The organism is Halopseudomonas sp., assembly GCF_036961105.1.
Lineage (GTDB): Bacteria > Pseudomonadota > Gammaproteobacteria > Pseudomonadales > Pseudomonadaceae > Halopseudomonas.
Genome location: NZ_JBALWW010000003.1, coordinates 129,369 through 154,898 on the forward strand (window position 1 = coordinate 129,369; position 25,530 = coordinate 154,898).

18 protein-coding genes are annotated in these 25,530 nt (G+C 57.9%); 2 read left to right on the forward strand and 16 right to left on the reverse strand.

Going from position 1 to position 25,530, the window contains the following annotated elements:
• Positions 1-286: 286 nt before the first annotated feature.
• The 5 genes from V7756_RS05280 to V7756_RS05300 form a co-directional block, all read right to left on the reverse strand.
• Complete coding sequence (locus V7756_RS05280) at positions 287-1,984, reverse strand: hypothetical protein (protein ID WP_335609111.1); 1,698 nt, start codon at positions 1,982-1,984, stop codon at positions 287-289.
• Between the two features lie 290 nt (positions 1,985-2,274).
• Complete coding sequence (locus tag V7756_RS05285; protein WP_335609112.1) at positions 2,275-3,195, reverse strand: NAD-dependent epimerase/dehydratase family protein; 921 nt, start codon at positions 3,193-3,195, stop codon at positions 2,275-2,277.
• 122 nt (positions 3,196-3,317) lie between these two features.
• Positions 3,318-3,773 carry a MerR family transcriptional regulator gene (locus V7756_RS05290; RefSeq protein WP_335609113.1) on the reverse strand — a complete coding sequence of 152 codons (456 nt, stop codon included), beginning with the start codon at positions 3,771-3,773 and terminating at the stop codon, positions 3,318-3,320.
• A 104-nt stretch (positions 3,774-3,877) separates the two neighbouring features.
• Entirely contained in the window at positions 3,878-4,888 is a 1,011-nt protein-coding gene (locus V7756_RS05295) for an acetoacetate decarboxylase (ADC) (protein ID WP_335609114.1), read from the reverse strand.
• Between the two features lie 201 nt (positions 4,889-5,089).
• Complete coding sequence (locus tag V7756_RS05300) at positions 5,090-8,329, reverse strand: type I restriction endonuclease subunit R (protein ID WP_335609115.1); 3,240 nt, start codon at positions 8,327-8,329, stop codon at positions 5,090-5,092.
• A gap of 200 nt (positions 8,330-8,529) precedes the next feature.
• On the opposite strand from V7756_RS05300, the gene V7756_RS05305 reads away from it, so the two are divergent.
• Both V7756_RS05305 and V7756_RS05310 read left to right on the forward strand, forming a co-directional pair.
• Positions 8,530-8,874, forward strand: a complete 345-nt coding sequence (locus V7756_RS05305) for a toxin (RefSeq protein WP_335609310.1) — start codon at positions 8,530-8,532, stop codon at positions 8,872-8,874.
• On the forward strand, positions 8,871-9,185 hold the full coding sequence (locus tag V7756_RS05310; protein ID WP_335609116.1) for a helix-turn-helix domain-containing protein: 315 nt from the start codon (positions 8,871-8,873) through the stop codon (positions 9,183-9,185). The genes V7756_RS05305 and V7756_RS05310 overlap by 4 nt, the downstream gene beginning before the upstream one ends.
• A gap of 146 nt (positions 9,186-9,331) precedes the next feature.
• Here the strand turns inward: V7756_RS05310 and V7756_RS05315 are convergent, their stop codons facing one another.
• The 11 genes from V7756_RS05315 to V7756_RS05365 all read right to left on the reverse strand — a co-directional run bounded on the left by V7756_RS05315 (position 9,332) and on the right by V7756_RS05365 (position 25,299).
• Positions 9,332-9,916 carry a DUF6933 domain-containing protein gene (locus tag V7756_RS05315; RefSeq protein ID WP_335609117.1) on the reverse strand — a complete coding sequence of 195 codons (585 nt, stop codon included), beginning with the start codon at positions 9,914-9,916 and terminating at the stop codon, positions 9,332-9,334.
• Positions 9,913-11,214: a restriction endonuclease subunit S gene (locus V7756_RS05320; protein WP_335609118.1), complete on the reverse strand. Its 1,302-nt coding sequence runs from the start codon at positions 11,212-11,214 to the stop codon at positions 9,913-9,915. The genes V7756_RS05315 and V7756_RS05320 overlap by 4 nt, the downstream gene beginning before the upstream one ends.
• A gap of 88 nt (positions 11,215-11,302) precedes the next feature.
• Positions 11,303-12,889 (reverse strand): class I SAM-dependent DNA methyltransferase, encoded by a 1,587-nt coding sequence (locus V7756_RS05325; RefSeq protein WP_335609119.1) that lies wholly within the window; start codon positions 12,887-12,889, stop codon positions 11,303-11,305.
• Positions 12,890-13,148: 259 nt separating this feature from the next.
• Positions 13,149-15,071, reverse strand: a complete 1,923-nt coding sequence (locus V7756_RS05330) for a hybrid sensor histidine kinase/response regulator (RefSeq protein WP_335609120.1) — start codon at positions 15,069-15,071, stop codon at positions 13,149-13,151.
• A 273-nt stretch (positions 15,072-15,344) separates the two neighbouring features.
• A complete protein-coding gene (locus tag V7756_RS05335; protein ID WP_335609121.1) occupies positions 15,345-16,898 on the reverse strand; it encodes a carboxylesterase/lipase family protein in 1,554 nt (517 codons plus the stop codon).
• A gap of 1,023 nt (positions 16,899-17,921) precedes the next feature.
• Positions 17,922-20,330: a penicillin acylase family protein gene (locus V7756_RS05340; protein ID WP_335609122.1), complete on the reverse strand. Its 2,409-nt coding sequence runs from the start codon at positions 20,328-20,330 to the stop codon at positions 17,922-17,924.
• A 107-nt stretch (positions 20,331-20,437) separates the two neighbouring features.
• The gene (locus V7756_RS05345) at positions 20,438-21,205 is read right to left on the reverse strand and encodes a helix-turn-helix transcriptional regulator (RefSeq protein WP_335609123.1); all 768 of its coding nucleotides are present in this window, start codon (positions 21,203-21,205) and stop codon (positions 20,438-20,440) included.
• Positions 21,206-21,449: 244 nt separating this feature from the next.
• Positions 21,450-22,466, reverse strand: a complete 1,017-nt coding sequence (locus V7756_RS05350; protein ID WP_335609124.1) for an alpha/beta fold hydrolase — start codon at positions 22,464-22,466, stop codon at positions 21,450-21,452.
• A 300-nt stretch (positions 22,467-22,766) separates the two neighbouring features.
• On the reverse strand, positions 22,767-23,552 hold the full coding sequence (locus V7756_RS05355) for a MetQ/NlpA family ABC transporter substrate-binding protein (RefSeq protein WP_335609125.1): 786 nt from the start codon (positions 23,550-23,552) through the stop codon (positions 22,767-22,769).
• A 74-nt stretch (positions 23,553-23,626) separates the two neighbouring features.
• A complete protein-coding gene (locus V7756_RS05360) occupies positions 23,627-24,292 on the reverse strand; it encodes a methionine ABC transporter permease (RefSeq protein WP_335609126.1) in 666 nt (221 codons plus the stop codon).
• The gene (locus V7756_RS05365; protein WP_335609127.1) at positions 24,292-25,299 is read right to left on the reverse strand and encodes a methionine ABC transporter ATP-binding protein; all 1,008 of its coding nucleotides are present in this window, start codon (positions 25,297-25,299) and stop codon (positions 24,292-24,294) included. Before V7756_RS05365 ends, V7756_RS05360 begins: the two co-directional genes overlap by 1 nt.
• Positions 25,300-25,530 lie beyond the last annotated feature (231 nt).

Consider the following 25,530-nt stretch of genomic DNA (forward strand, 5'->3'; position numbering starts at 1 on the left):
GATGCTGTTGGCGTGCCGCCTGGTCAGGATAGCTGTCAGCTGTTGTATGGTGTCTGTGCGGCCAACCAGCGAGAATTCCGGGCGTTGTGCCAGGTAGGCATCGCCGCGTATCAGGTGGTCGTGTATCGGGGTATTGGGCTGTCCGTGCATTGGAATCTCGCGTCCGTTTTGCAGTCGCTGACCCGAATGTCAGCTCGCGCGCTTTTATCTGGCAGGTGCCTTAACCAGAGCGGATGCAATGGTTAAGGCACGATGCAGGGGTTGCTGAGGGATAGCTCTGCTGAACTCAGATTTTAAAATCAGAGAAAGGCGTTTTGAGGTCCTTGGGCGGGATGTCAACGACGTTATCAGTGTGGCTCGTTGCGCCTTCGTTCATCACTTCGGCGGTGACGCCTTTTGCCTTCTTGATAGAGTTGGCCAGGTTTGTCGCCGTTTCTTCAATTTCACGTTGCAACACTTTCTGCTCTTCCAGTGCTGAGCGCGTAATTTCCGTGGCCTTATCGCTGATGTCCTTGTAGGTAGCCAACTGCTCAATGGCTTTGGACAGCTCGTCATTTTGCAGGTGCATGTTGGTCGCATTCTTGATGGCTTCGTTCTGAGCAATCTCATGCGTGATGGTGTTCATGTTGTTGAGGGTGTTTTGCGTTGTTGTACGCGCCTCGTTCAAGGCGGCGGAGGAGACCGCAGTCAACACGGTGCTCAGGCGGCTTGCGATGCCAGCGGTGCCGCTGGTGTGCATCTTGCGGGTGTGGCTGATCTGCTGATTGTTGGTGTCACGCATGGACTTGATGTTCATGCTTTCTTCCTGCAGTTCGCCCAAGGTGCTCAAGGTGTCGACCTTGGAGGCGGTCAGCGCCTCGATATGTTCATTCACCGCTTCGATCTTGTCTTCGCGCTCATACTGCGCCAGGGTCGATTCGGCCTCGGGCGCGACATTGAAGTTGTTTAACAGATCGGCGTTGCTGACTTCAGCATCTTTTATGCCGTCGCTGACCACGGCGAAAATGCGCTTCATGTTGCCGTTTACGGTATCGACATTCTTGATCTGCGATTTGATTTTATCCATGCGGCCCAGAACGGAGCCGGTGCGCTCGTCGGTCGTGTTCACAAAGTTGAGCGCAGCTTTCACCAGGCTTTCCTGACGGTCCTTGTGTTCGTCAGAGGTGATATCCAGCAGTTCGCGGAGCTGCTCTTTTTCTGCCGCAAATTCGGCAAACCGGGACTCTCGGGTAAAGGTCGTGTTTTCTATCTTTTCACGCAGTGCAGAAATCTCGCCTTTGCGGGTTTCAATCAGCACTTCCTTGCGTGCGATGTCTTGCAAGGCGCTTGTCTTGACTCCGCCCAAGCCGAACCATGAACGTTCTTCGTTCAAGGCTGCGATATCCTGGTTCAGCTCCAGAATCCCGGCTTCAAGCGCGTTCAGTTCCGCTTCCTGCTCGGCGCGAGCTTGTTTGATGCGCTCTTCTTCTTCCTTGTCTTCCTGAATTTCCTTGAATACGTCGTACATGGCGCCATCACTGGCCATATTGAGGCGATGTACGGCGTCAATAATTTCAATAAGGGGGGTGATTTGTGTCTCAAAATCCAGCAAGGCCGAGTTCATGTCGGCAAACACGGCTTGTAGCTCGGAAAAGGCTTCAGTGTCGGCAAGGCGGATGATCTCTTTCGACATCTCCTTGCGGTACGCCATCAGGTATTCCTTGAACTCTTCAAAGGAGGCAAGTCTCGCTTCGTTCTCTTCTTTGGATTCAGCCTCGCTATAGGCCAGGGCTCTGGCAACGGCGTCTTTCTTTTCCGTAGGCGAAGCGTCTGACTGCACGACGATCTGGTGAAACGGATTGCTTTCAATCTGGGAAAACTGACTGGAAACTGCGCTTTCTTCCGTCTGCTTGGAAGAGGCGACTGAACGGTTCTTGGTGTATTTTTCGACCGCTTCGTCGGCGAGCGAGGTGGATTTTTTGCCTTTTGCAGCCCCTTTAGACATTGTCGCTTTCCTTAAATTATTGATATTCCGTTAAATACCTCGCCCAAATTGTACCTAATGCCTATCGCGCAAAAAATAAGTTCCCTGGGCAGCCGCTCAAAGTGTGAACCAGTGCCGTTTCGCTGGGAATTCAACCCGAAGTTGCTGTTGCGTTCGGGTGGGGGATATTCGCTATTTCTTTGCTTCTCTTGGGTCGAGGCGTGTATCAGCGGAGGCCGCTCTGGTGCGCAAGCCTGCGGCGTTGCGCACCCTACGGGTGAAGCCAGCGGTGGCTCGCCGTGCGCTTTGCATCATTCATTTCGCATGGCAAGCAATCCCTCGCGATAACGCGTAACCGCAAACTCTGGAAAGCGCTGCTTGAATTTGTCGGAAACGAAGATGTTGTCCACCTTGTAGCGGGACAGGAGCTCTGCAGCGTCACGTGCGGTCTGGTTGAACAGCCCGGCCAGTTTCATCTGCCATTGCTTGATCACCTTGTAGTCCCCCTGAGTGCCAAACACCTCTGCTGCCAGTGCAATGAACTGGCGATAGGTAAGGCGCTGATCATCGCAGGGCAGGTGCCAGGTCTGGCCCCAGGCGTCTGCGGTGTTGCCGAGCAGCGCCATGGCGCGACTGGCATCGGGGGTATAGATCAGGCTGCGCAGGGTGTCGTCGCGCAGGAAAACGCGCGCGGTCTTGCCACTTCTTACATTGTTGATGATGGTGGCGTTGGTGATGCTCTGGGTTTTGCCGGGCCCATAGAACTCCGGTGCCCGGCAGATCATCGCCTCAAGCTTGCCCTGATCCATGGCCTGCAGCAGTTGCGTGGCGATCTGCGCCCGCACCTTGCCTTTGGGGCCGTAGGGCTTGAAAGGCGCATTTTCGGTTTGCGGCTCGCTGGTTTGCGGGTACATGTAGGTGTTGTCGAAAAACACCAAGCGCGCGCCCTGGGCCGAACAGGCCTCAATCACGTTGTGCATCATCACCGGCCATTGCGCCTCCCAGCGCTGGGTATCCATCGGCAGGCCCGCGGTCAGATAGACGGTGCGCGCGCCCTCAACGGCAGATAGGGTCTGGCGGGCGTCGAGCAGGTCGGCACTGAACAGCTGGTCGCTCTCGTTGACCTTCTTCGGGTTACGGCTTACCAACTGGATGTCGCTGGTAAAGTCTTTATGCAGCGCGCGGGCCAGCTCTTCGCCAATCTGGCCGCTGGCGCCAAGGATGGTCTGCATCGGGTCTCTCCTCTACGGCCGGGGGCCGGATGTGTGTTGGATGCTCAGGCTAAGGTTGAAGCTGTATTGAATGTCAAGTCTCTGCCCAAGCTTATGAGCTATGGCGCGCGTTGGCCCGCTGCTTACCGGTTCAGGTCTTGGTTATGCTGAGGTGGCGCATCAGTGGTTGTTGCTTCAGCCAGGCTGAATTTTGACCAGACGCGTTTGGCGTTGGTGGCGCAGTCGATGTCGTCCGGTTTGGCTTCCACCTGATCGAGCACCTGCTGCAGTTGGGCTTTGCTGTCGGCCAACCGTTGCTGCATGAGGTTGATATCGTGGATTTTCTGCCGCAGTGCGTCGGTGAGAGCCTGGTGATTCCACTGGGCAAGGTCCGACGGTAGGAGAGTGCGCAACTCATCCAGACTGAAACCGGCCTTCTGCGCCGCCGTAATCATACCCAGCGCCGTCACGGCTTCGGGCGGATAGCTGCGATACCCATTGGCCAGGCGCCGCACCGTTTTCAGCAAACCGATGCGTTCATAGAAGCGAATCCGCGAGGGCGCCAGCCCGGTTTGCTCTGCCAGCTCGCCAATCTTCATGGGTATCTGCTCCGGTCTTTTAACTTGTGTTCACTTTAGCATTGCAGCTACCGAGCCGGCCGCAGCACGTCTGGCCAGCTCGAAGCCTGATCAAATACGCGTTATCACTCTTTGCTTAACAGCGTCGCCAGCGGCTCGGGCGCATACAGAGCGCCTTGAAACTCGGGTACATACTCGTATTTGATCATGCGACCCGGGTCCAGCGAACGGATAAAGTTCGACAGGCTGCCATCGCCCAGGGTCAGGGTGGCAGAGTCCGCGTCGGAGGTGGAGGCGTGGCGCAACTGGCGGGAAACCGCGTGCCCCCAACTGAGCTGACCTGCGTGATCCAGATTGGTAAAACTGTTGGTGACCAGCGTTGGCTCGGTTGATACGTCCTCCAGGCGATTGGCCCGCAGGGTGAAATCCAGCTCACCGGATTCGCTGTCGTACACATCGAAGCTGAGGGCTTCAACGTCCTCACGGTAGTCGATTCTGGTCAGCCACTTCGGCAGGTTGTAACCCACCACGCCGCGCACGCGGGCCAGCTCGGTATCAACCGGCAACTTGAACACATAGCCCCACAGATCAGCTGACAACGACTGGCCAATCAGGCTGATGGGCCCCAGGTTGGCGCTGCCCGGTTTGCTGGTCACCACCGACAGGGCAATCTCGTTATAGCTGTCGTTATCGCAGTAGTGATAGGCGTAAGCGGTGAGCGCAATCAGGCCACGGCCGGGCCAGATCTGCAGCGGTTGCACCTGCGCCAGCACCTCGGCGGGCATCAACGCGGTGAGCCGATCAATGTCGGCGGTAAACACCAGGGTCACGCGGCTGTTGCGGTAGTAGAAGTTGGGAGAATAGGACTCAAAGCCCATGTCTACCCGGGTTTTGTCCAGTGTTTTGAACCAGCTCAGATCCAGGCTTGGGTCTTCCTCAGCAATCACGCTCAGTGGCGGATTGGAGTGGTAGCGGTCATACAGACCGCCGGCGACCACAGGTACTTTGTGGCCGGCGAGGTCGATGGTGACCTCGTTGGTCTGACTTTTAGGGTCGGCCAGAGTTGGCGCTATGGGCGTGCCAAGGATGAGTACTGCAAACAATGCAGTGGCTTTCAAGGTCTTCACTTTTGTCATGTCTCCGCCAATTGAGAGTGGTGCGACTGACACTCCTGGTCCCGTCAGGTATGGGACGATCAGCGCGAGATGACGGTAAGGTTGAAGCGAACTTGAAGGTCAATGGTTTTGTTTTGTTTTGTTTTGTTTGTGCCGCCCTGCGGAGGAAGCTCCGAGGAGACTAGGCGCGAAAGCACTTGATGGCACCAATGGTGCCCTCATTCACCCAGGAACTGGGGCAGGCTGCCTGTGTTTTTTGAAGTTTTCCGCCTGCTCGAAAATTTCTTTGTACACCTCATCACGGTCTACCGGCGGATAGCCGTATTTGGCCAGGACCAGAATGAGTTCTACCTTCAGCTCGGCTTTGATGTCGGCTCGTTGGCTCCAGTCTGTGTACTGAACCTTGTCGTCCACAACGACTTTCACCGAAGCGGCCAAGGTGAGCAGTTTGTCTTCGGGGTAAGTAAAATCGTACTTTACGGCAAGCTCTTTCAGGATGTCGTAGAAGGCCTTTTCTTCCAGATCAATGCCTAGATCAGCATAGGACTCACGTTCTTTCTTCAACGCCTGGATCAAATCGACAATCTCATCGGAAAAATCCTCCAGCACGTTACTCACCAATACATCGTCTTCATTGCGCTCGTTGTAATGCTCTACTAGCGCTTTGAATTTCTTGGCAAAATCGACGCCTTTGGTTTTATTGGTCTTTCTGAAATCCTCGATTGCCTTGGCCAGCAACTGCTGCAAGAGTTTGATTCGGGTATTGGGCAGTTTGATCTTCTCGATTTTGGCCAGATAGTCATCATCGAAGATATCCATCTCGCCGGCGCCGCTTTCGCCCAGTTTGAAGATTTCCTCAACGCCGTCAGCTTTCAGCGCTTCAGCCACCATCTCACGCACGCGGGCGTTCATCTGGGCGATATCCGGCGCGCTGCCTTTGGTGAGCTTGAACACGATAGAGCGCACGGCGAGATAAAAGTGAATCTGGTCACGCTCGTTCTGGCTCACGGCCTCCGAGCCGCAACAAATGTCGTAGGCAGCTTTCAAGCGTTTAACCAATGCCATAAAGCGCTTTTCGATCTTATCGGTAATCTGTGCATATTCAGCTGCCATGTTCAGGCAGTTCAACTGCTGCAAGGGCGTGCCGGAGTAATAGAGCGTTGCATCAAAGCGGTGAAACAGTTTGTTGAGCAGGTCCAAATGATCCCTGACCACCACGATCGACTGGTTTATCTCTTCGATGTTCTGCTGGTCTGCCTTGTTGTAATGCGCCAGCGCCATATTCATCTGCTTCTTGATGCCGATGTAGTCGACCACCAGGCCCTTTTCCTTGCCCTCGAACTTGCGGTTGACGCGTGAGATGGTCTGGATCAGGTTATGGCGCTGGATCGGCTTGTCGATATACAGGGTGTCGAGAAAGGGCACATCAAAACCGGTCAGCCACATATCCACCACGATGGCGATCTTGAAGTTGGACTTTGCGTTTTTGAACTGGCGATCCAGTTCCTTGCGGTACTCCTGGCTGCCAAGCATGTCGTAGAGCGCTTTGGGATCATCCTTGCCGCGCGTCATGATCATCTTGATCCGTTGCATCGGCTTTATGTCTTTACGCTCCTGCTCGGTCAGCTCCACCCCGGCTTCAGCCGCTAGCACCTCGTTCCACGCCGGCCTTAGCTCAATAACCTGCTGCCAGAAGGCGTAGGCAATCTCGCGCTTGCTGCACACGAACATGGCTTTGCCCTTGAGCGTTGAGCCCTCTTCGATGCGCCGCTCATAGTGATGCACAAAGTCGATGGCCAGCGCCTTGATACGATCCGGGTCACCCAGGATGGCGGTCATGTTGGCGCTGGCTTTTTTGCTTTCTTCTATCTGATATTCATTGGTGCCGTCTTCCGCGCACTTGGCGTAGTAGGCCTCTATCTCTTTGAGCTTGTCGTTATCCAGCAGCACCTTGGCAGCGCGGCCTTCGTAAACGATGCGCACGGTGATCTCGTCTTTCACCGACTCGGTCATGGTGTAGCTGTCCACTACCTCACCAAACACATCCAGAGTGGCGTCGATGGGCGTGCCGGTAAAGCCTACGTAGGTGGCGTTGGGTAGCGAGTCGTGCAGGTATTTGGCGAAACCGAAGGTGCGTTTTACGCCTTTGTCGGTTACCCGTACTTTCTGGTCCAGGTTCACCTGGCTGCGGTGCGCCTCATCCGATATCACAATCACGTTGCTGCGCTCGGTGAGCAGTCGGGTGTCTTCGGTGAACTTGTGAATGGTGGTCAGAAATACACCGCCGCTGTTGCGGCCCTTGAGCAGCTCGCGCAGCTGGGCGCGGCTTTCCACGCTGGCTACCGTCTGGTCGCCGATATACCCCTTGGCGTTGGTAAACTGGCCAGCCAACTGATCGTCCAGATCGGTGCGGTCGGTAATCAGCACAATGGTGGGGCTCTCGAACGCCACGCTCTTCATCAACAGGCGGGTGAGAAACAGCATGGTGTAGCTTTTGCCACAGCCGGTGGCACCAAAATAGGTGCCGCCCTTGCCATCGCCCAACGGTTTGCGGTGCTGGAGGATGTTGTCATACAGCTTGTTGGCCGCGTAAAACTGTGGGTAGCGGCAGAGGATTTTATCCTCCTTGCGCGACACATCCGGGAAGTAGATAAAGTGGCGAATAACCGCGCGCAGCCGGTCCGGATGAAACAAGCCCTCGATCATCGTATGCAGAGCGTTGATGCCGTCCTGCTCGATGCTTTCGTTACCGGTGATCTTCCGCCAGGTGTAGTAATACTCGTAAGGCGCAAACAGCGACCCCATGCGTGAATTCACGCCATCGCTGATCACACACAGGGCGTTGTACTTCATCAACTCCGGGATATCGCGTACGTAACGGATAGTGAGCTGTTCCCAGGCGTTATAAATAGTCGCGTCTTCGCGCACTGCGCTCTTGAACTCGAACACCACCAGCGGCAAACCGTTCACGTACAGAATGGCGTCTGGGATGCGTGTTTCCGTACCTTCAATTACCAGTTGATTGACCAGTCGATAGATGTTGCCGGTGTGGTAAGCGGCAGCAGGTTCCACCACCAGTGTTTCAACCTCGTCAGCGGCCGGCACACGCTGCTCTGGCAGCCCCGCGTAATCGATCAGCTGTATGTAGAGGTCTTTTTGGCTTTGTTGGGAGTGCTCGCGCTTGAGCAGAAAGCCATCGGCTAGGCGCTTGTGAATGGTCTTGTTGGAGTCGTACAGGTCCAGCGCGGGCAGGCTTTCCAGTTGCTGGATAACGGCTTCGATTTCGCCGGGGGTGATGTTGTCGGCGGCATACTGCGCCGCTAGAAACTGGCGCAGATCATCCTTGAGCAGCACCTCGCTGTTACTGCCGCGCTTGAGGCTATCGCCGGTAAAGTGCGGGTAACCCTGCTGCCCCAGCAGCTCGATAATCGCTTGTTCCAGTTTGGCTTCGTTGAAGCTCATTGGGTACTCCCTTATCCCGCACTATCAGGTTCTTCCAGCCATCTGGTCCAATAGTGCCAGCATTGTCCTGATTGGCCAAATAAAGCCCTTGCCGCCCTTCAAGCCGCAGTAGCTGCCAGGCATCCCTTGGACTAGAGAGAGCCGCCTGGCGGGGTTGCCATTGCTTGAAAAGTATAGGCAGTATGCCTACACTTCATGCCATGAAAGGACTCTTCATTGAAACCACTATTTTCACCGAACGGGTCGGCAACTATCTGACGGACGACCAGTATCGGCAGTTGCAGATTGAGATGCTGGCGAACCCTGAGTGCGGTAACGTGATGCCTCGAACGGGTGGTTTTCGTAAATTGCGTTGGGCTGATAGCCGAAGAGGGAAAGGAAAGCGCGGCGGTCTGCGCGTGGTGTATTACTGGCTGATGGGGGACGGTCAATTCTGGATGTTTTCGATCTACGATAAAGACGAAATGGAAAATCTGACTGCCGACCAAGAGAAACAACTCAAACAGGCGATCATGGTTGAGTTGAATAAGCGAGGTGCCAAATGAGCAAGCGCAATTTGTTCGACGAAATGATGCAGGGCATCGACGAGATGGCGGCTCAGCGGGAGGGCAAGATCACCCTGCGCCAAGTGACGGTCGAGAGCCGGCCCGCGCCCGAGGTAACGGCTGATGAAATCGTCGCCCTGAGGAAGAAAATGAAGATGTCGCAAAAGGTCTTTGCCATGCGCGTACGAACCAGTGTCGAAACCCTGCGCAACTGGGAACAGAATAAGGCCAAGCCCAACGCTCAGGCGGCGTTGCTGATTAAATTGGTGGAGCAGTACCCTGATATGGTTGATCGGCTGGCTAGCGTATAGGCGCTACCGCCGTGCGGATCGAACCAGTCATCTGACCCCGTTTTCTGCATTGGTTTGTAGTATTTGCAATAGCAACCCTGTGGGTATGACTAATCTAGATAAATTAAACCGGCTGATTACGGTAACAAAAGCGGCGAGGGCTGCCCTCAGACGTCGGAGGCGGGCAAGTGGGGCGACTGGTTGGCGCTGTCCAGCAAGGCAAGCATGGCGCGCACTGGCCAGATGCAGCCTTTAACGCCTTTGGCCATGCAGGGTCTTTCCGCCAGCCAGGCACTGGCGCTATAGGGGGCGAGGTCAGTGATGGGCAGCTGGTCATACCAGAGCAGGTGATCCAGGTCCTGCTTCATGTGGTTCAGGGTGCCTTGCACAGAGCGGTTGCATTGGGTATCGCAGTGCAGTGGCGTGAGGGCGTTGGCAGCAGCATCCAGCTGCGCCTGATTGGCGCCGGCCTTGAGCAGGGTATTCATCAGGCCATCCTGAAAATGATAATCCAGCTCGGCAAAGTCAGGCTTGGTCAGACAGGTGAGCAGCACTGGAAAGCGCGTGGCGCTGTGCACAAAGAGCACGCAGTTGCGCCGCTGCAGGGTAACCAGGTTGGCATGCCAGCCGCTCAGCAGACTCTCGGCTGGGTCGTTGGCTGCAACCGGACGTGCTCGGGTATTCGGCAGCCGCCCCTGAGTGTTGACCGGCAGTTTGGCGTAGAGCTTTTGTGTGCAATGCAGCTGGATCATGTTTCAGCCATAGCTTCGTCTACAGCGGCTTGGGCGTCGGGGATGCGCAGTTGGCCGGAGAGGAGTTTCGGGAGGAGGGTGTCGCGGAGGTGTGCGAGACTGTCGTTTTGGTGATTATTCGCACGTATTCTTGAGAACGAATCGCCGATTTGAGTATGAAAAATAGCAGTCAGGCTTGCAGGACAGCGCGGAGTTAATATGGACTTGAAAGTGTCCCGGGTTATTGTATTAAACACAGAACCATGGCCACGCTGCTGTAGGTCAGATACCCGTAGCAATATCGTGTAATACACGTAGTAGTCAGCGATGCCGGACTTACCTCGTATGCCATAACATGACTGGTTCATGGCCATCGCTTTTCCTACCAGAGCACACTTGCCCACTGTGCCGCGTGCACTGATGATGGTAGTACCCTCTGGTAGGAGCTTGGTCGAGCAATTCGAAAGACCAAGTTCCGTTATATTTTTTTCCGTTTTGAGTACAAAAACGTCTGACTTCGCTGGCGCGTCAACCACTGAAAACCATGGAATATCGCCACCCCAGTACTCTTCTGTCGTGGTTTTGGGCGTGCCACCGCCAATTAGCTCGACCACATCCTCTAGCGAAACTGCTTCCCACCCCTCCGGCACCCAGCCCATGGTTTCGGTAAACACAAAACGATCCGGAAATTGCTGGCGGATGGCGGCGGGGAGGGTGTGGGTTTGTTCTGATGCTGTTGATTGCGCGACCTGGGCACGGCGTTTGGCGCGGGCGGCCAGCTCTGCCGGAATCTCGTTACCGGCGGCCAGAGCGTTGTCGATCACCGGATCGAAATCCACAAACCAGCTTTTGAACAGCGCTTGGGCCATGGCTTCGAACGTTGTGTTTATCTGGCGGTTGAGTTCGATTTTCCGTTCTATGGATGAGATATTTTTAACAATGAAATCCTGTTCTGACAGAGACGGCACCTTCAACTGCAGAGACCTGATAACAGGGAGGTTTAGCCTTTCCGCAACTGTGCCGTCCCGAAACTGTCGAAGCATCGATTGAAACTCGGCGGAGTTAATCTGCATGCGGAGATAACTCGATCTTATTTTCTCGGGGTCTGGACGAATAAGGACCATTCTCTGCCCGAGGCAGACGCGGATGCCGCTAGGCACTTCTGCAGCGTCACCAAAATAGGTGCCCTCGCGGCTGAACAGCACATCGCCGGATGTTGGCTCTACTCGCTTCGTTCTCTCTGCATACACTTCTTCATCTACACGAACGGCTGAAGAAGTATCAAAGTATCCACCACGAATATCTTGAGTTCGCACCATGAATGGGCCTTCATCCGATAACTGCGGCGTGGAGTGAGGGCAGTCGAACACACCCAGACATATATCATCCAACGAGAACGTAGAGTCTCTACTCCCCATAACCCAACCCCTCCAGATTCCGCCGAATCACCGCATCCAACTCCGCCGATTCCTTCATCTGTCGATACAGCGTCTGGCTGAGTTCGGCCATCTTTTCTTCAAAGAGCACGCCGTCATCTTCCACCTCCGCCGCACCGACATAGCGGCCGGGCGTGAGTACGTAGTCGTTGGCTTTGATCTCTTCCAGGGTGGCGGATTTGCAGAAGCCGGGTATATTTTCATAGCGACCGTCTTTCGCCTCGCCCCGCCAGGCATGGTAGGTGCGGGCGATCTCGGCGATATCGTCAGTGGTGAGTTCCTTGTGGGTACGGTCGACCATGCTGCCGTGGTTACGTGCGTCGATAAACAGGGTTTCGCCCTTACGGTTGCGGAACGGCTCGCGCGCATCGGGGAAGTGCTGCTCGGTCTTGTTCTTGGTAATAAACCACAGGCACACAGGAATCTGTGTGGTGTAGAACAGCTGGCCGGGTAGGGCGATCATGCAATCGACGTGATCGTTCTCGATCAGCTTCTGGCGAATCAGGCCTTCGCCGCTGGTGTTGCTGCTCATGGAGCCGTTGGCCAAGACGAAACCGGCCACGCCGTTGGCGCTGAGCTTCGCCAGCATGTGCAAAATCCAGGCGTAGTTGGCGTTGCCGGTGGGCGGTACTTCATACCCGGCCCAGCGCGGGTCATCGGTCAGCTCGGTGCTGGCGCGCCATTCCTTCAGGTTGAAGGGCGGGTTGGCCATGATAAAGTCGGCCTTCAGGTCCGGGTGCTGATCCTTGAAGAAGGTATCGGCCGGTACTTCGCCCAGATTGCTGGCGATGCCGCGAATGGCCAGGTTCATCTTGGCCAGCTTGTAGGTGGTGGCGGTCTGCTCCTGGCCGTAGATGGAGATGTCTTTCTTGTTGCCCTGGTGGTTCTCGATAAACTTGATGGACTGCACGAACATGCCGCCCGAGCCGCAGCAGGGGTCATATATCTTGCCTTGGTAAGGCTCGATCATCTCGGCAATCAGGTTGACCACGCACTTGGGCGTATAGAACTCGCCGCCGCCCTTGCCCTCGGTGGCGGCAAAGTTGCCGAGAAAGTATTCATAGACCCGGCCGACAATATCCTGCTCGCTGGCCGCGCCGTCTTCCCGCGCTACCACGGTGTCGATGTTGTTGATCGAGTCGATCAGCGCGGCCAGCTTGGCGGAGTCCAGCCCCAGACGGGAAAAGTAGTTGTCCGGCAGGGCACCGCGCAGGGAGGGGTTGTGCTTCTCTACGGTGTGCAGCGCGGTGTCGATTTTTACCGCGATGTCATCCTGTTTGGCGTGCTTTTGAATGTGCGACCAGCGCGATTTCTCTGGCAGATAGAACAGGTTGCGCATGGTGTAAAACTCGGCCCTGTCCACGTAGTCGCCCATGCTTTGGTCGAGCAGCTCTTGCCTGCGTACTTCAAAGGTGTCACTGACAAACTTGAGGAAGATCAGGCTCAGCACTACGTGCTTGTATTCGGAGGACTCAACGCTTCCACGGAGTTTGTCGGCGGTGTCCCAGAGGGTCTGTTCGAAGGATCTTGTTTTCTTGCTGGCTGCTTGCTTGCTCATGTAATTCGGCTTTGCGAGGGGCTGAAAAATGCGGGGCAGGTACTCCGTTGCCGGTATGACTGCATCCCTGGTGGGCTGAAGCATAAAGCAGGCCGTGGGGTGTGTCCAAGCGCGCGTCGCAAGCAAGCGTGCCCCTGAGTGGCAGGGGCCAGAAAGCCCCTTTTATTGGCCGCGTAACGCGTGGCTATGCTGGCTGCAAGAGCCAGGTCAAAGTCATATCGCCCGTCACATGTCCCACCCCATTACTTGCCAGACGGCCTCACCCCATAGCCCGCCGAATCGCCAACGACAAGCCCCGCTCATCAAACGGCTTGGCCAAGGTTGGCACCGCAGTCGCATCCCCGTCGGTGACTTCGGCGTAGCCGGAGGCAAGGATGACCGGGAGGGTGGGGTGGGTTTTGGCCAGTTCTGCCAGCAGTTGGCTACCGGTCATGCCCGGCATGGCGTGGTCGGTGATGACCAGGTCTACTTCGGCTGTTTGCAGTATGGCCAGTGCGCCGGCGGCAGAAGCGGCGCGCAGGGGTTGGTGCCCCAGTTCCTGCAGCAGGGCGCAGGTGTTGATGAGTACCAGTTCGTCATCGTCCACTACCAGAATGCGCAGTGACGCCAGCTCGGGGTGGTTGTCGGGTTGCTCGGCAGTTTCAGGTGTGTGGCCGCTGGGCGCGTCGGCTATCGGTAGCCAGAGTTGTATGGTGGTGCCGCTGCCCTTGATGCTTTTCAGTCGCAGCTTGCCGCCCAGTTGTTCGACTATGCCGTGCACCATGGACAGGCCAAGGCCGGTGCCTTTGCCCACGCCCTTGGTGGTAAAGAAGGGGTCTATGGCCTTTTCCAGGGTGTCTGCATCCATGCCTTCGCCGGTGTCGGTCACTTCCAGCAATACACTGGGGGTGGCCGCTTCGTTTTTGCGCAGGTCGGCTGGGTTGGTGGGGCGGGCGGAGAGGGTAATGGTGCCGCCTTCGGGCATGGCGTCGCGGGCGTTGAACACCAGGTTCAATAGGGCCGACTCCAACTGGTGGGCGTCGGCCTTGATGTGCGGCAGTCCCAGGGCAAAGTGGGTGTTGACGGTGATATTGGTTTCGATCGACTGCTTGATCAGCGAGTGCATGCCCAACACCAGTTCCGGCACTGATACGGCTTCGAGCTTGAGAGGCTGCCGGCGGGAGAATGCCAGCATGCGCCGGGTCATGGAGGCGCCGCGTTCCGCGCCCTGTATGGCGTTATCGATCAGCTCGAGCACCGGCGAGCCGGGCAGGCGTTTGCGCGCCAGCTCCAGGCTGATGAGGATGACCGTGAGCAGGTTGTTGAAGTCGTGCGCCACGCCGCCGGTGAGGCGGCCGACGGCTTCCATCTTGCGTGCCTGGAAGAGTTCTTCGCGGGTTTGCTCCAGTGCCTTCTGGGTTTCGTAGCGTTCGGTCACGTCGCGGGTGACCTTGGCAAATCCCGTGACCCGACCGTTATCGTCGCGGATGACGTCGATCACCACGTGTGCCATGAACCGGGTGCCGTCCTTGCGTACGCGCCAGCCTTCCTCTTCCAGGCGCCCTTCACGGGCGGCAAGGGCCAGATTGATGTTGGGCCGGCCGGCGGCCTGGTCTTCATCGGTATAAAAGCGCGAGAAATGCTCGCCGATGATTTCCTGCGGGGCGTAGCCCTTGATGCGCTGCGCGCCGGCATTCCAGTTGGTGACGCAGCCTTCTGCGCTGAGCAGGTAAATGGCGTAATCGGTCACGCCCTCAATCAGCAGACGCAGTTGTTCTTCACTCTGACGCAGGGTTTCTTCGGCGGCGCGTTTTTCGGTCAGGTCGCGGGTAACCTTGGCGAAGCCAAGCAGGGTGCCTTCGGCGGTGCGAATCGGGTCGATGATCACGTGTGCCCAGAAGCGCGTGCCGTCTTTGCGCACGCGCCAGCCTTCGGTTTCAAAGCGCCCTTTTTCGGCCGCGTTCTTCAGTCCGCGTTCGGGCAATCCGGCGTTGCGATCGGAGTCGGTGTAGAACAGTGAAAAATGCGAGCCGACGATCTCGTTTGCGGTGTAACCCTTGAAGCGTTGCGCACCGGTGTTCCAGCTGACGACTGTGCCGTCGGGGTCGAGCATATAGACGGCGTAGTCGATGATGGCGTCGACCAGCAAGCGGTAACGTTCTTCTGCCTGCAGTGTTCTATCTGCGGCGTCTGGCGTGTTCATAGGCGTCCAAATTCGGATAAGAAAACGAGCGGCCGGGCCGCCGAGTTCTGATGCTCAGCAGGCTAGTCCAGCGCGCGACAATGAAATAGATACGTACTATTAAGCGTGATGGCACCGCTGATGGCAATATCCAGTGCGATGTTGAGCGCTGCCGGCTTCTGCCAGTACACAGAATAGTTTTGCGGGATATGGGGTAAAAAGAACCCGGCACCTTTGCAGGTCACCGGGTTTGAGTGTGTTCGCTGGCTGCGGGTAGCCAGCTGGGAGAATGGTTTAGTCGGGGAAAAAGCTCATGAAATCATCCCGCGTCTGCATGTCGTAATTCATCAGCAGGAATTCCTCGCCGGCATTGCTGTAGGCGGGCCAGGTGATTTCGTCGGTGCTGGGATTGCCGGTTTTGGCAAACTGCGCCCACAACGCCATGCTGTCATCCGCGATCGATTGGTCGATCGGGCCATAGCCGGGCAGGTTGTCGGCGTAGTTACCAGCGTTGGCATTGGGCAGACCGGTCAAACCAAGCACGTAATGGTTGTAGTAAGTGTCCGGATAGCCGAAGACCGAGGTCAGCTCGATGCTGTGGTAAGCCCCCACGCCGCGGTTGGCCCAGTTCTCGGGCACGTGGTCATAAACGTAGGCGAATACGTCCGACTCGTTATTTTCCTGCAGGAAGGGGAGGTACCACTTCATGCCGCGAATGACCCATTCGGCATCATTGCGCGGCGTACCCAGGATGATCGGCACGTCATTGTGAAAGCCGTTCTCGCGGATATCGGTTTTGACGTACCAGTTATCGACGTTGGGCTTGAAGAAGTCCACGCCATAACCGCTGGCAACATTGGCCAGGTCAACCCAGGGCACGTCACGCATGGCCGCGATGACATCTGGCTCGTCCTGCAGCCCCAGGCGCTCCGACAGTGAGATACCGCCTTGCTCTTCGGTGGCCAGGGGGTTGTAGATCGGGCGAATGGTATCGTCCGGTGGTGGCGCCGCACTCATGATGGCCGCCCGATGGAATAGGCCCTCTGCCAGCGGCGAGTTGAGCAGCGAGATGACCTTCATGCCGCCGCCCGACTGGCCGAAGATAGTGACGTTATCCGGGTCACCGCCGAATTCGCTGATGTTGTCACGTACCCATTCCAGCGCCGCTATCTGGTCCAGCTGTGAATAGTTGCCGGAGGACTGGTGCTCCGACTCGGCGGTCAACTGAGGGTGTGCCATGTAGCCAAAGGCGCCAAGACGATGGTTCACCGTCACCACGATGACACCCTGGCTGGGCAGGGCCGTGTGGTTGTAAGACAGGCTGTTGGAGGTCAGGATGGCGTAACCCCCGCCGTGCAGCCAGACCATCACCGGCAGCGCTTCACCTTCATAACCCTTGGGCACGACTACGTTCAGGTACAGGCAATCTTCACTCATGCTGCCTTTGCCGAAGGCTTCCAGGTAGGAAGGCTGCGCGCACTGGTCAGCCCAGGCAGTGGCTTCGCGCACGCCTTCCCAGGGCTCGGGCGCGACGGGTGGCTTCCAGCGAAGCTCCCCCACTGGTGGTTTGGCGTAAGGAATGCCGTACCAGGCCCAGCCGTCGTCATCCGGTGAGAAACCGGCCACATCGCCGCTTTGCGTGCTGACAATCTTGCGTTCACTCAGGGTGTTCTCGAGGTGCTCACGGGCATCGCCTGCGCTACGCAGCTTGCGTGGCCGCGGATCGCTCTCAGTGAAGACCGGCGGCTCGGCCGCGTTGAGGTCTGCCAGCAGTGACTGAACCGGCGTGCTGCTGGCGAAGCTGGTGGGGTCCTGATCAAACACGATGGCGCTGGCCCAGACCGACACGGCCTCGGCGATGGCCTCGGAAATCTGGATGCCGTTATTGAGATTGCGGTCTGCGTCCAGGCTTTGCAGCAGTACCAGACGGTTGGTGACGCCGTTATCGGTGAGGGTGGCCCCTCAACCAGATCGAGTGGGCTTAGTTGTGCGGCCGCCAGCGCGCTACCCAGCTCCAGCTCGCCCAAGTGAAAGCTGACCTGCTCGCCATCCTGATACTGAAAGCTGCCATCTGCCCCGGTCACACCCTCTTGGGTCTCGGTCTGGTAACCCAGGCCTGCCACCGGGCTGTCGGTAAAGACGCCGGTACGGGTGGCGGGTGCCTGGTTATTGTCATCGTTGCTATCGCCGTCATTACAGCCGCTGATGCCAGCGAGCATCAGGGCGCTCAGGGCGATGAGCGGGAGAGGGTTACGCTGCCTTGCCAATCTGCCTTGGCGCTGTTTCATATTCCACCTTTTGTTATTGGAATGAACTGGTGTGGCCCGGTTGCTCAAAGTATTCGCCCGTTATGGCGGCCTTCTTCAGGCGCCGTTTCCCGAGCCGTTCAGGGCCGTTCGTGCGAGTGACTGTGATCGTCATCGCCGCCAGAATAGGGCGCACGGGGGCAGCTCGCCAAGCGACAAAGGCCGCTGAAAAGGGCGTCGTTTGTCGAAACCTGCTGGCTCGTGGTGAAGACAATTTTTTGAAGTGACCCGCAGGTCACGGAACGGCTTATGCTTCCTGGACAAAAGCCGGGCGGCGAGAAAATGCGTATACGTATGTATACTTCAGCGTTGTGATTATCTCGGTTGCTGCCCACCTCTGAACAGGCGAGGGCGAGTATCAAGGCGGGCAAGGGACATAAATCGATTTTGTTCTGGGGCGAGAAGCAGCGCCATAAAGATGTATTCATGTGGTTTATGGTTCGCTTTTCTTTGCCGGGCAAGGTGCAGGCACAGGCAAGTGAGCCACTCTCAGGCTGGCGGCCAAGAAAAAGCCCCGGGTCAATGCTGCACCCGGGGCCATGCTCTTCGCGACTTTTGCGCGGTATTACTGACTGATCTCGATCTCGGAAACCAGATCGGCTTCGATCTGTTCACGGGTGAAGGGGAAGGGGTGCCATTGTTTCTGCGAATAGGCTTTGGTGTAGTCCGAGTAATTCGGGCTGGCCGGGTCGCTGGACTGGGAGTGGGTCAGGAAGGTGTAGGCGCGTACCGGCTCACCTTCAGGGAAGTCCACCACGTGCATGTAGCTATTGCGCAGCACGGTGAAATAGCCCTCGTAACCTTCGCCACCAAACTGCGAGATCTGCTCGCCGGGCTTGAGGTAGAACTGCACCTCTTCTAGGCGGGCATCAAGCGCTATGCCATCGTTCTGCAACTGGGCAACGGCTTCGCTGAAGGCATCCTGCACCAGGTTGCGTACGGTGGCGTCGTTGCTCAGGCCTCGTGGGGTATTAATAGGGTCTGCAGCGTCAAAGGCGACCGCGTAGGGGTTCAGCGCCGGCTGTTCCTCAAGCTTGGCCAGCAGTGCTTCCCAGAACGCCGTCCACACATGCGCGCCGACGGCATCCAGATTGCCGGTGTTGTCCCAGGCGGTCAGTACCTGGCAAGCCTGCAGCTCAGCGCCTACCGGTGCCGGATTGCAGACCTCAGCCAGCACTTCGGTCTTGAGCAATTCGGCGCTGTAGTTGCGGCTGTTCAGCGTAATGTCGCGGATGTTTTCGCTGCTGGCCTGGAAGCCATTGAGGCCGTCGGTGCCATGCAGGCGCTCACGTGCCAGGGTATGGCCCATGCGGGTGCGCAGGCTCTGGGCGTAGTCTTCACGGCCGATGATGCCGTCGTAGCCGGTCAGTGGCTGCTCGGGGTTGCTCAGCCAGTAGCTGTCGTTCATGTTGGCGACGTAATCAGTGCTCAGCAGGCTGGGCAGATTGGTGGGGCCAAAGGCGCCGGGCTGTACCGAGTCGGTATCGGTTTTCCAGTCGCAGGCGGCGCGGCTGCCGTCCAGCAGTGGCAAACCAGGAACGAGCCCAAGTACCGCCTGCCCCAGACCGGGCACCAGGCAACCGGCGAGCATGCTGTCCGGCACGTTGGGCACTACGGTGATGTCGGAGTAGAGCGCGCGACCGTCGTCACGACCAATGGCGGTGGTGTTCACCCAGGGAATGCCGACTAACTCCTTGATGCTGGTATAGAAGTCTTCCAGCGAATCGGCCTTGTCGAAGGCAAAGAAGTTCTGGAAGGCGCGGGTGTTTTCCAGGTTGGCGTCGCGCAGAGTATAAGCTGCAGCGCTGCTCCAGCCTGGCAGGCCAAGACCACTGAGGTTGATCATGGGGCCGTACTCGGAGGTGTAAAGCGTGCGGGTTACCTCGCTGAGGTTGGTGTCTTCACCCTTCACTTGCACGGTTATCTCATGCGGCGTGAGGGACTTCTCTTCATCATCTTTTATGTAAGTGGTGGGGTCGCCGGATTTCAGTTGTAGCTGGTACAGCGTGAAGCGACGCGCAGTAGAAACGGTGTGCGCCCAGGCCACGTTATCGTTGAAGCCCATCAGAACCATGGGCGCGCCCATGATGGAAGCACCGGAAATATCCAGCTCGCCGGGCACGGTCATGTGCAGTTGATAGAAGCGATCCACGCCCAGCAGATACCAGTGCGGGTTGGCGAACAGCAGGCTGCGGCCATCCTCGGTGCTGTCTGCACCAAAGGCCAGGGTGTTGCTACCGATGCCTTCTTCGCGGCCCACGGCAAAGCGGTCTGTGGTGAGTTCGTCGTTGTCCGTTGCCAGCGGCGCGCTGAGCGTGCGGGCCGCAGCGGCTCCTGCAGGCGCGGGTGGTTGGGCACTGGTTATTTCGGTGACCCAGTTGGCGCTGCTGGCGGCCAGATTTAAGGCGATCAGACGGCGCAGGACGTCGTCTTCATCAATGGTTTGCAGCCACTCGGCGTTGCGGCAATCGGCGTGGCGGTCAGGGTGTTCACCGTCCTTGATCTCTTCAACGTAACGGCTGTAGCCGGCGGCAAACCCGCGGGTCAGTTCCATCAGGTCAGCGGGTTGGTCTTCCTTGAAGGCATCCACGGCGTCCTGGTTGTTGAGCAAGCGGAAGAAGAAATCGGCCTCGAGGTTCGGCGGCGAACCGAAGGTGCCCATCACGGCGGCTGAGGCTTCTGGGCCAAAGTAGCGTGAACGCTCGCCATTGAAGGTCACAAAGGCATCGGCGAGTACGCAGAGATTGTCTTCGGCGATGGCGTAACCGTGGCCGTAGCCGGCGCCGCCCATGGTGTCGGCGGTAATGTGCGGAATGCCAAAGCTGGTGCGTTCGATGGTGGCTTTGTAGCTGGCCTGGGCTGGGGCGTCGTCGTTGTCGCTGCCGCCGCCTCCAATCTTGCAGGCACTGAGTGTCAGGGCAAGGGCCAGCAGGCTCAGTTGGCTGAGTCCGCGGCGCTGGAATAGCTGCTGCATGATGCTTTCCTCTTATTGTTGTATTGCCACCCGTTTGGGTGATCAGCAGACAGCATAGGTCAACGACAAGGAGAGGTGATTGAACGTAACGGCTATTTGCGCTCTTTTTAGAGCATGCGCAGTGTTACGTCCTTGACGATAAAGGAGGGCGTCAGCCCGAAAAAGTGTTTGAGGGTGCGCGTGAAGTGAGCGGAGTCAGAGAAGCCGGCGTCGTAGGCGACCGAACTCAGCGGCTCACCTTCGGCAATCAACTGTACCGCACGGCGCATGCGTGCCCACAGAATATAGCTCTTGATGGGAATGCCCAGTTTGGCTGAGAACAGATGCGAAAGGCGATCAGGCGAAAGCCCCACGTCGCTGGCCAGCTCGGCGACAGTGCTGGTCAGTGGCAGTTCCTTCTTGACCTTCTGCGCCACGTGCATGGCGCGCATGTCGAGGTTGAGCGCTATGGGTCGATAACCACTGATGGCGCGCGGCAGGGGGGTGGTGAGCTTGAACAGGGCGGCGCCGTCCAGTTGGCCGGCACCGAGGTTGCTTATGCAGTCGGCATCCAATGCATTCGGTGTGAGAATGACCGAACGCACCGGGTGCTCGCCCAGAAAATGGCTGAGCCCATGGTGCTCGTAGCTTTGCGGATCAAAGTTGAGTGACAGCAGGCGCGTCTGGCTGGCATCCAGCGAGCGGGCGCAGTGCCTGGCAATCAATGCCGCCTGATAGCGCTGCTGCTGGCCGTCGGTATCGCCCAACACAAACCCGGCTTCGTCAAGCGCAACCAGCAAGGTCACGGTATGGCGCTGGGTGAGGTCGGAGATCATCCCGGGCGTGACGTAGAGAAAACGGTCGTCCCAGACGTACAGGTGATTACGGAAATGCATTGATCCGTTGCTCCTGACAGGCGTCAGCTCAGGGCACGCCTGCTTTGTCCCTTTTGTTGTTTGGATCCTGCCGCGCAGCAGTGCAGTGGTAAGTAGGGCTTTGGCGGGACCGGACAGAAATGATACCCGCGCGCGGCCCGCCTGAACAATGAGCCAGACGGGTAGAGACGTGTTGCTGGGGTCTTCGTCGCCTTGAAGGAGGCGCCGGCGGCGCCCCGGATGAGAATGCTATTGGTGAACTGCGTTACGGGTTCAGCTTCGACAAGCCCTTTAACAAGGCATCATGAAACTGCTCCGGCGCTTCGACCTGTGGCGAGTGCCCCAGCTCCGGAAACTCGATCAGGGTGGAGTTGGGGATCGCCTCGGCGGTTGCGCGGCCCAGCTGCGGATAGTGCCCCAACTGCTCGGCGATGGCCTCGGGCGCACGGTTGGCGCCGGGGGCGGTGCGATCCTTGCCACCAATCAGCAGCAGGGTAGGCGTTTTGATATTCGGGAACTCGTGCACCACCGGCTGGGTGAACAGCATCTCGGCGGTCTGCGCCTGATTCCAGGCGACTATCTCTTTGCCGGGACCGGCGTACATGCCGTAGGCCATTTCGACCCAGCGGTCGTACTCGGGCTTCCATGCACCGTTGTAGTAGTACTTCAGCTGGTAGTTCTTGATGCCATCGTAGGTGGTTTTCAACTGGCCGCGGTAGAGCCGGTCGATGGTGGCGTAGGGCACGCCTTTTTTCTGCCAGTCCTCCAGCCCTATGGGGTTGGCGAGCACCAGTTGCTCGACCTGTTCAGGAAATTGCAGGGCAAAGCGCGCCGCCAGCATGCCGCCCATCGAGTGGCCGATGACGGTGGTTTTATCCACGCCAAGCTCTTCCAGCAGCTCGCGGGTGTTCTCGGCCAGTTGCGCAAAGCTGAACTGATAGCCGCGTGGTTTGGTGGAGCTGCAGAAACCAATCTGGTCAGGCGCAATCACCCGGTAGCCCGCCTCGCTCAACACCTTGATGCTCTGCTCCCAGGTGGCGCCGCAGAAGTTCTTGCCGTGCAGCAGCACGACCGTACGGCCGTTGGCATCACCGGTCGGTTTGACGTCCATATAGGCCATTTCCAGGTCTTGTTGCTGCGAGCTGAAGGCGAAGCGTTCAAGCGGATAGGGATACTCGAAGCCTTGCAGTTCCGGCCCGTAGTTGACGGAGGTATCGGCATGCAGGCTGGCAGCGGGCAGTAACAAACTGGCGCAGAGGGAAACAAGGGCGAATTTGTGCACAGCGGGACTCCTTGGCTTGCCGCCACGGTGTTGGCCCTGGCGGTGCGTTTTCGGTTTGATTTTGGAGTATAACAACGCCACCGCGGTGGGTAGGTGACAGGTCGTTTCTGTATATGACCGGCGCACGCACCAAGGTGCGCGGCTGGCAAATCCCGCCCGGCGTCTTTGTATCTGATCGGTGGTTGGGCCCGGTCAGTGCGGATATAGCGTCCAGCGCGGCGCGAGAAACGAAAAAGCCCGACGCAATACGCCGGGCTTTGGGGTAACAGTAAAGCGGTGCAAGCCAAGCCTGCGCCCTGCTTATTCGAAGGTAGGCAGAATCTGACCCTGGTATTTCTCTTCGATAAAGGCTTTCACCTCAGGGCTATTGAGCGCCGCGGCCAGTTTCTGCATCGCATCGCTTTCGCTGTTGTCGGCACGGGCGACCAGAATGTTTACGTAAGGTGAGTCGGCACCTTCAATAATCAGCGCATCTTCACTCGGGTTCAGTCCGGCTTCGAGCGCGTAATTGGTGTTGATCAGCGCGAGGTCTACCTGGTTCAGTACACGTGGCAGGGTGGCGGCCTCAAGCTCGCGAATGCGAATGCTCTTGGGGTTTTCGGCAATATCACGCGGGGTAGACAGAATGTTGCCTGCATCTTTCAGGGTGATCACGCCGGCTTTTTGCAGCAGCAGCAAAGCACGACCGCCGTTGGTGGCGTCGTTGGGGATCACTACGTTGGCGTCTTCAGGCAGCTCGTCCAGGCTCTTGATCTTGCTGGAGTAAGCGCCGAAGGGCTCTACGTGCACACCGGTGACGCTGACCAGCTCAGTACCACGGCTCTTGTTGAATTCTTCAAGGTAGGGCAGGTGCTGGAAGAAGTTGGCATCCAAGCGTTTTTCGGCAACCTGTATATTCGGCTGCACGTAATCAGTGAAGACGCGCACATCCAGCTCGACCCCTTCTTTTGCCAGCGTTGGTTTAACAAACTCGAGAATCTCGGCGTGCGGCACGGCAGTGGCTGCGACGGAGATTTTCTCGGCGGCGAAGGCGGGCAGAGAGGTCAGCACCGCAGCGGCAGCAAAGGCAGTCAGTAATTTTTTCATCTTGAGGCTCCTTGTGGGATTACACGCAGGCGTGCGGCGGATAGCCGGCAGCCTGCCTTTTATTGCGTTCAACATCATTTGCGCGAAAAGTGCACTACCAGCCGGTCACCGGTGCTCTGCAGCACCTGCACCAGAATCAACAACAGCACCACGGTAACCACCATGACATCCGGCTGGTAGCGCTGGTAACCATAGCGCACCGCCAGATCACCCAGCCCACCGCCGCCAATCAGGCCCGACATGGCAGTGTAGGACACCAGCGTGATCGCGGTGACCGTGATGGCGGCGATGATGCCCGGCAAGGCTTCGGGCAGCAGCGCGCTGGTCACTATCTGGCGCGGGGTGGCGCCGGCTGCCTGGGTAGCCTCGATGATGCCGCGGTCGACTTCGCGCAGGGAGGTTTCTACCAGCCGCGCAAAGAAGGGCGTAGCGCCAATCACAAGCGGTGGAATCGCACCGGCTACGCCCAATGAGGTGCCGGCAATTACCACGGTCACCGGGATCATCACGATCAGCAGAATCACGAAGGGCACGGAGCGGAAGATGTTCACCAGCAGCGACAATGACTGATAGAACCACTTCTGTTCAAACATTTGCCGGGGCGCGGTGAGAAACAGCAGCACACCCAGCGGCAAGCCCAGCAGCAGGGTAAACAGCATCGAGCCGCCGAGCATGGCGAGCGTATCCAGGGTGGCCTGCCAGATCTCCGGCCAGATGACATTCGGCAGCAGAGCCTCCATCAGCGTAATACCTCCAGGTGTACATCGGCGCGCTCGAAGCAGCCCATGGCGGCCGCAATATCGCCACCGGTAAGGGCCAGGGTCAGTTGGCCGTAGGGCGTATCCTTGATGCGATCGATACGGCCGGCCAGGATGCTGTAATCCACGCCGGTTTCTCTGGCCACGCTGCCCAGCAGCGGCGTGTAAGTGGACTCACCAGCAAAGGTCAGGCGCACGATGCGCCCATCAACATGGGCAAAGTCCGCGCTTTGCTCACCTTCGTCCAGCGCTTCATCTTCACGCACAAAACGTCTGGTCGTGGCGTGCTGGGGATGCAGAAAGACATCGGTGACCGCACCCAGCTCGACAATGGCGCCGGCATCCATCACTGCCACGCGGTCGCAGGCACGGCGAATGACGTCCATTTCATGGGTGATCAGGATGATGGTGAGGCCCAGTTCGCGGTTGATCTGCGTCAGCAGTTGCAACACCGAGGCGGTGGTTTGCGGGTCGAGCGCGCTGGTGGCTTCATCGCAGAGCAGCACTTTGGGATTGGTCGACAGGGCGCGGGCAATACCCACGCGCTGCTTCTGCCCGCCAGACAATTGCGCGGGGTATTTGTCGGCGTGGTCACTCAGGCCCACCCGTGCCAGCAGTTCGGTCACGCGCTGCCTGATCTCGGCGCGGCTCAATTCACCGGCCAGCTTCAGCGGCAGGGCCACGTTATCGGCAACGGTCTTGGACGACAGCAGGTTGAAATGCTGGAAGATCATGCCAACCTGCCGGCGAAAGCGTCGCAAGCCCTTGGCATCAAGCCGGGTGACGTCTTCGCCATCAATCACGATGCTGCCGTTGGAAGGCTCCTCGAGACGATTGATCAGGCGCAGCAAGGTGCTTTTGCCGGCGCCGGAGTGCCCGATGATGCCGAACACCTCGCCTTTGGCGATATGCAGGTCGGTCGCCTGCAGCGCTGGCACTGAGCGACCACCTACGCGATAAGCTTTGTGAACCTGCTTGAAATCAATCACGAATAACCATCCAGTCTGCGCGGCGCGACCCGCTAACCCAGGTCGGAAAAGCAGGCTAGTTTACCTGCCGCGCTTCATGCCGTAAAAATCTTTATCCGCCTATGGTTATAACCAGATGCCTGCGGTGTCAGCGGGTTTGACAGGTGAGAGCCAGGATCGGCGGATTTTCAGCGCATGTCTGGTCGGGCGGGGCGGCCGAAGGGCGTCAATACTGCGGCGGGGCTGTGGCAT